The sequence below is a fragment of the Aporhodopirellula sallentina SM41 genome, from assembly GCF_000346505.1.
Taxonomy (GTDB): Bacteria; Planctomycetota; Planctomycetia; order Pirellulales; family Pirellulaceae; genus Rhodopirellula; species Rhodopirellula sallentina.
In genome coordinates this window covers 1-5,430 of sequence record NZ_ANOH01000080.1, presented here as the reverse complement: position 1 = coordinate 5,430, position 5,430 = coordinate 1, and the positions used below count along the sequence as shown (strand labels likewise).

Below are 5,430 nucleotides of genomic sequence, written 5' to 3'. Positions count from 1 at the left end.
TTGATATTAACGCTGGCGTAGGCCAGCTTGATCGAGTTTAACGCTCCGGGAGTGTGTTACTCCCGGAGCATCTTGTTAGTGTTTTGAGTTTCGTGTTCTAGGAGAATAAGTAGATGTTAAAAAACGTAGCTTTGGCGACCTTGCTGGTTGCCATATTAAGCGGTAGTGCGAAGGCGGATCTATTGATTTCAGGTCAAGTCAAGGACTTCACTGCTCAGGGAAGTTACACCCTGGAGGTCTATGCGACTGGCGTCGGCCAATTCGAAGAGATTTTCAGTTTCACACAATTTATGGATTTGGCGCCTGTTGGCGGAACGTTGACCAACTGGCAGGCAAATGCTGCGATTGAGGATTCGAGTTTCCAAATTGGAGCGGCCGGTAACCCATCCAACATCATCGGGATCGGCGGTTCCAGTGATTCTTTGGGTGTGGGCGATGGCTTGGGTGTTAACGTCGGTCAACAGGTCACGTTGGGGACATTGACCTTCAATGCGAGCAACGACGGAGTGCTCGAATTCTTAAATGGTGTTGATATTAACGGACCGAATCCACCGCCGGTATTTCAAGAGGTTGAATACAGCGGAATCGGTGGGACAAGTGACCCTATCACTTTCGTGTTTGACCCGAGCAGCCCAGCTCTAACAGCGACAGCAGTTCCAGAACCATCGTCGTTGGCCGCTCTTGGCGTCCTCGGCTTGGTTTCGGGGGCGATCCGTCGTCGTCGTAAAGCTGCCAAAGCTTAAGTGACGTTTGTGATTTGCTGATTCAATGAATTGTCCGCCGGGAGGCCATCTCCCGGCGGACGTTCGTTTTCTAGTGTCGGTGACCATGTTCGGTAAATGTTTCGACGGTGTTTCTACCTGCCAAATTCATCTCGCTGTACGCAATCGAAAACGTGGGTGTCACCAATCCGCGGTCCGAGGCGGCGGAAGATTACTTGGCCGTTCGCTCCGCAAACGTTCGTTCTTTCTGGCGATCGTTTCTAGAGCAAGCGTCCACGCAAGCGTGTCGTTGCCGCGTGAGCTTTCATGTGGATTTGTTGCTCGCTAATCGAGTCGCATGCGTTCGCGCGTCGATCCTCGTGCGAGGATTCACGGTTTCTATAGCGAGCCGTTCTGTTGCTCGTCTTTGTTTCATTGGTTTTATAATACAGTTCGGACTTATTGATGTTTCGTATTCCAGGACGTGAATCGTCATCTCGTCGTCGTTCCCGCGTCTCGAAAAACCGCAACCGACGAGCCGCGCTTTTTCAATCGCTCGAAGACCGACGTTTGCTCGCCGCACTCCGCGTTGCGACGTATAACGTTTTGCAAGGCAGTCCGAACACATCGACCGAACAAGGCTATTACAGCACGATCCTGGAAGCGATCGGCAACGAATCCAAGGCCGGCGTGCAGCAGCCGATCGACCTGCTCGTGCTGCAGGAAACAAATTCCAACTCGGTCAACAGTATCGAGAATATTCTTGATTCACTCTACGCGGACGACTACGCAACCTACGTGACTCCGTCGTACTCGGGGCTCGCTTACGGATTTGTGTACAACACAGCCACACTCGATCTGCTGGGCACGCAAAACGTAAGCGGATCTTTCACGAGGCCACCATTGCGTGGACATTTTGAGCCGGTTGCCTCGACGACCGGTGACGCTGATTTCTACGTCTATTCCGCCCACCTCAAGGCTGGGTCAGGTGATGCAAGTACGCGGGCTAGCGAAGCGGCGGCGCTCAGGGCTGACGCGGACGCACTGGGCGAAGGTGAAAACGTCCTGATCATGGGCGACTTCAATATGTACAGCAGCTTTGAAGGAGCTTATTCGAATTTGACCGCATCCGGTGCCGGACAAGTGTTTGATCCTATCAGCCGGCCGGGCAATTGGCACGAAAACAATGCCTTCAAGGATATCCACACGCAGGATCCCAGTGGCGGTGGCGGGATGGATGATCGCTTTGACCTGCAATTCGCGAGCGGCGAACTCTTCGTCTCGGGTGGTCTCGACTACGTTCCAGGATCGTACCGAGCCTTCGGAAACAATGGAACACACTCGCTCAATGGAACATTGACGGGGACCGGAGCGGCATCAAACGTTCTCACCGCACTGCGCGGTGCGAGTGACCACCTGCCCGTTGTGGTTGACTATGAGTTCGATTCGGTACCGGCGGGGATTACGTTCAATGAAACCGATGGCGACACGATCGTCGCCGAGAACAGTTACCTCGATAGCTACTCTGTGGTGCTCGATGCCTATCCGGACGCCGATGTCACGGTGACCGTAACTCCGGATGCTCAATTGGATTTGGGTGCGGGGCCAGGTGTCGCGGTGCCGCTGGTCTTTACGCAGCAGAACTACAACGTTCCACAATCATTGACCGTGATGACGGTGGACGATGCAGTGGCCGAAGGCAACCACATCAGTACCTTGGTGCATTCCTTTTCAAGCACTGATTCCGCCTACAACTCGCTGGCCGATGTAAACCTGGACGTGGTGATCGTTGATGACGAGACGCCTACGGTCCTAATCAATGAAGTCGACGCCAACCCGTCCGGAAATAAGGAATTCGTCGAACTGTACGACGGTGGAATCGGCAACACATCGCTAACCGGCAAGACAGTCGTCTTGTTCGACGGCAGCACTGATACTTCCTACGCTGCGTTCGACCTGGATGGTTTCACGACGGATGACGTTGGACTGTTCACGATCGGGAATAGTGGCGTTAACGGCGTCGATATCGTGTTTGCCGATGGCTCACTGCAGAACGGTGCCGACGCGATCGCGATCTACGACGGTGATGCATCGTCGTTTCCCAATGGCACCCCCGTCACCACCTCGAATCTGATCGATGCAATTGTTTACGACAGCGATGATTCCGACGATGCGGGTCTGTTGGCGTTGTTGCTTTCGGGCGAACCGCAAGTCAACGAGAACCAGAATGGCAGTCTTCTCACGCAGTCAATTTCACGAATCCCCGATGGCGGCGACGCGAGACGGACATCCAGCTACATCGCAACGACTCCGACACCGGACAAATTGAACACGCCTCGCAGCGTCGGGCTGACGGTCCTGGGAAGCGAGTCGATTGATGTGATCGAAGGTGGTGCGACTGACAGCTATACGATCGCGCTGACCTCGGTTCCGTCCGCAAACGTTGTGGTGACCATCGATCCCGACGAAGATCTGGATCTTGGTGGCGGACAAGGAGTCCCCGTCGATCTGACGTTCACACCGGCCAATGCCATGTCGCCGCAAACCGTCAACATCGTTGCCTACGATGACTCGTTCGCTGAAGGATTGCACAACGGGTTGATCACGCACTCGATTGCAAGTTCCGACGGAGCGTACGATGTGCTCACGATCGACGACATCACTGCGACGGTGATCGACAACGAAGCACCGCCGCCGCCCGCGATGGTAATCAGCGAGATCATGTACAACCCGGCAAGCTCCGGAGAGGGCACCAGTTTTTCGCCCGAGTGGGTTGAACTGGTCAATCTGAGCACCGCTTCGGAAGACATCAGCGGTTGGAAATTGCGCGACGAAGATGGCGACTGGGGAACCATTCCGGCTTCGACCATTGTGCAGCCCAACCAAGTGATCGTGCTGTATGACGGTGCATCAACCGCGATCGCATCGTCAGCCAATTTCCGCAACGCCTGGAGCATCCCGGCAGGTGCGTTGGTAGTCGGTGTGGATTGGGACCAGGAATTGGACAACGATCCGTCGTCGACCGAAGGCGTCTTGGAACTGGTCGACACGGTGGGCTTCACTCGGGACGTGGTCAACTACGACGATGATGATCCGGCAGCGACCGATTGGCCTAGTGATAGTCCTGAAGGACCGAGTATCTACTTGACCGATCTGCTTGCCGACAACAACGTCGGATCAAATTGGGCGCGATCGGTGGTCGGCGTTGACGACGCGGTAGCGGCCAACGGGTTTCCCTTCTCGAGCTCTGATGTCGGTTCACCGGGCTCAGTCCCGACGTTTAGTTCGTCGATAACACTTACAGTATCGCCATCTGCATTAGATGAAGATAATGCTGGTAATATTTTGTTCACGTTTTCCCGAACAGGGGACACAACGAATGCGTTGACCGTTAATTTCATTGACAGTGGTACTGCTGAGTTTAATAACGACTACATTGAGACGGGGGCTGCGAACTACGTAGGCGGAGGAACTGGCACAGTGACAATTCCGGCTGGTCAGACTACCGCCTCCATCAGCATCGACCCAATCACTGATAGTAATGTGGAACCAGATGAAACAGTCGTTCTTACTATTGATGCCGGCGTTGGCTACGACATCGGAACACCTGACGGAGTCTCGGCGACGATCACAAATGATGATAGCGATGCCGAGGTTATGTTGACGGTCGGTCCTGACTCCGTGTTCGAAGACGGTACTGAACACTTGGTGTATACATTCTCAAGGACAGGGGATACGACCAACGCGCTGACGGTTTATTTCAACGAAAGCGGCACTGCTACGTTCAATGACGACTACTTAGCATATGGGGCTGCTACATTCGTTGGCGGTGGCTCGGGATCAATTACGATCCCGGCTGGCCATTCGAGTGTTACGGTTGATGTTGATCCAGTTGTTGACACCAATGTGGAATCAGATGAAGAGGTGGTACTGACGTTGGAACCGGGAGTGGGCTATACGGTTGGAACGCCTCAAGCCGTGGCAGGTACCATTGCCAACGACGATTCAGGTGTGACCCTGTCAATCGACCCCACGAGCGTCATCGAAGATGGCGTAGAAAGTCTCGTTTATACTTTCACTCGAACCGGCGCGGCCAGACCTATTCTTGTCAACTTTAGCGTGAATGGTACGGCGACGTTCAACAATGATTACATCGAATCTGGCGCAAATCAGTTCATCGGCGGTGGTTCTGGGAACATCTTTATTCCCGTCTTCACAACGACGGCTACGATTACGATTGACCCCTACATCGATAGCAATGTAGAATCCGACGAGACAGTTGTAATCACTTTGGCACCGGGTAGCGGATATATCGTTGAGACACATGACCCCATATTGGGGACGATTATCAACGATGATGTTTCCGAGAATGAAGTCGTGTTAGCCGTGAGCCAACCTGCTGTTGCTGAAGACGGCAATGAAGAACTTATCTATAGTTTTACGAGGACTGGTGATACTACAAGTCCTCTTACCGTAAATTTCAACGAAAGCGGCACTGCAACATTCAACGCGGACTATGTCCAGCAGGGGGCTTCTTCGTATATCGGAGGCGGGGCCGGTTCAATAGCTATTCCTGCCGGCCAGCAATCTGCTTCGATTGCGATCGACCCAATCGCTGACTTCAACGCAGAACCGGATGAGACTGTTGTGCTGACATTGGCATCAGGACCCGGCTACTCGATCGGAGCGACAGTAAGAGCCATTGGTGTAATCACTGATGACGACACTA

At 53.6% G+C, this 5,430-nt stretch carries 2 protein-coding genes; both read left to right on the top strand.

Annotated features, from left to right (window positions below; translation table 11 throughout):
• The first annotated feature begins 113 nt into the window (after positions 1 to 113).
• Positions 114 to 743 carry a PEP-CTERM sorting domain-containing protein gene (locus RSSM_RS04480; RefSeq protein WP_044301118.1) on the top strand — a complete coding sequence of 210 codons (630 nt, stop codon included), beginning with the start codon at positions 114 to 116 and terminating at the stop codon, positions 741 to 743.
• A 423-nt stretch (positions 744 to 1,166) separates the two neighbouring features.
• The coding region (locus tag RSSM_RS31445; RefSeq protein WP_052335980.1) for a lamin tail domain-containing protein at positions 1,167 to 5,430 on the top strand (4,264 nt) is incomplete at its 3' end.

Excerpts from the sequence above, each read along its gene's own strand:
- RSSM_RS04480 (WP_044301118.1), top strand. The coding sequence starts at position 114 with ATGTTAAAAAACGTAGCTTTGGCGACCTTGCTGGTTGCCATATTAAGC.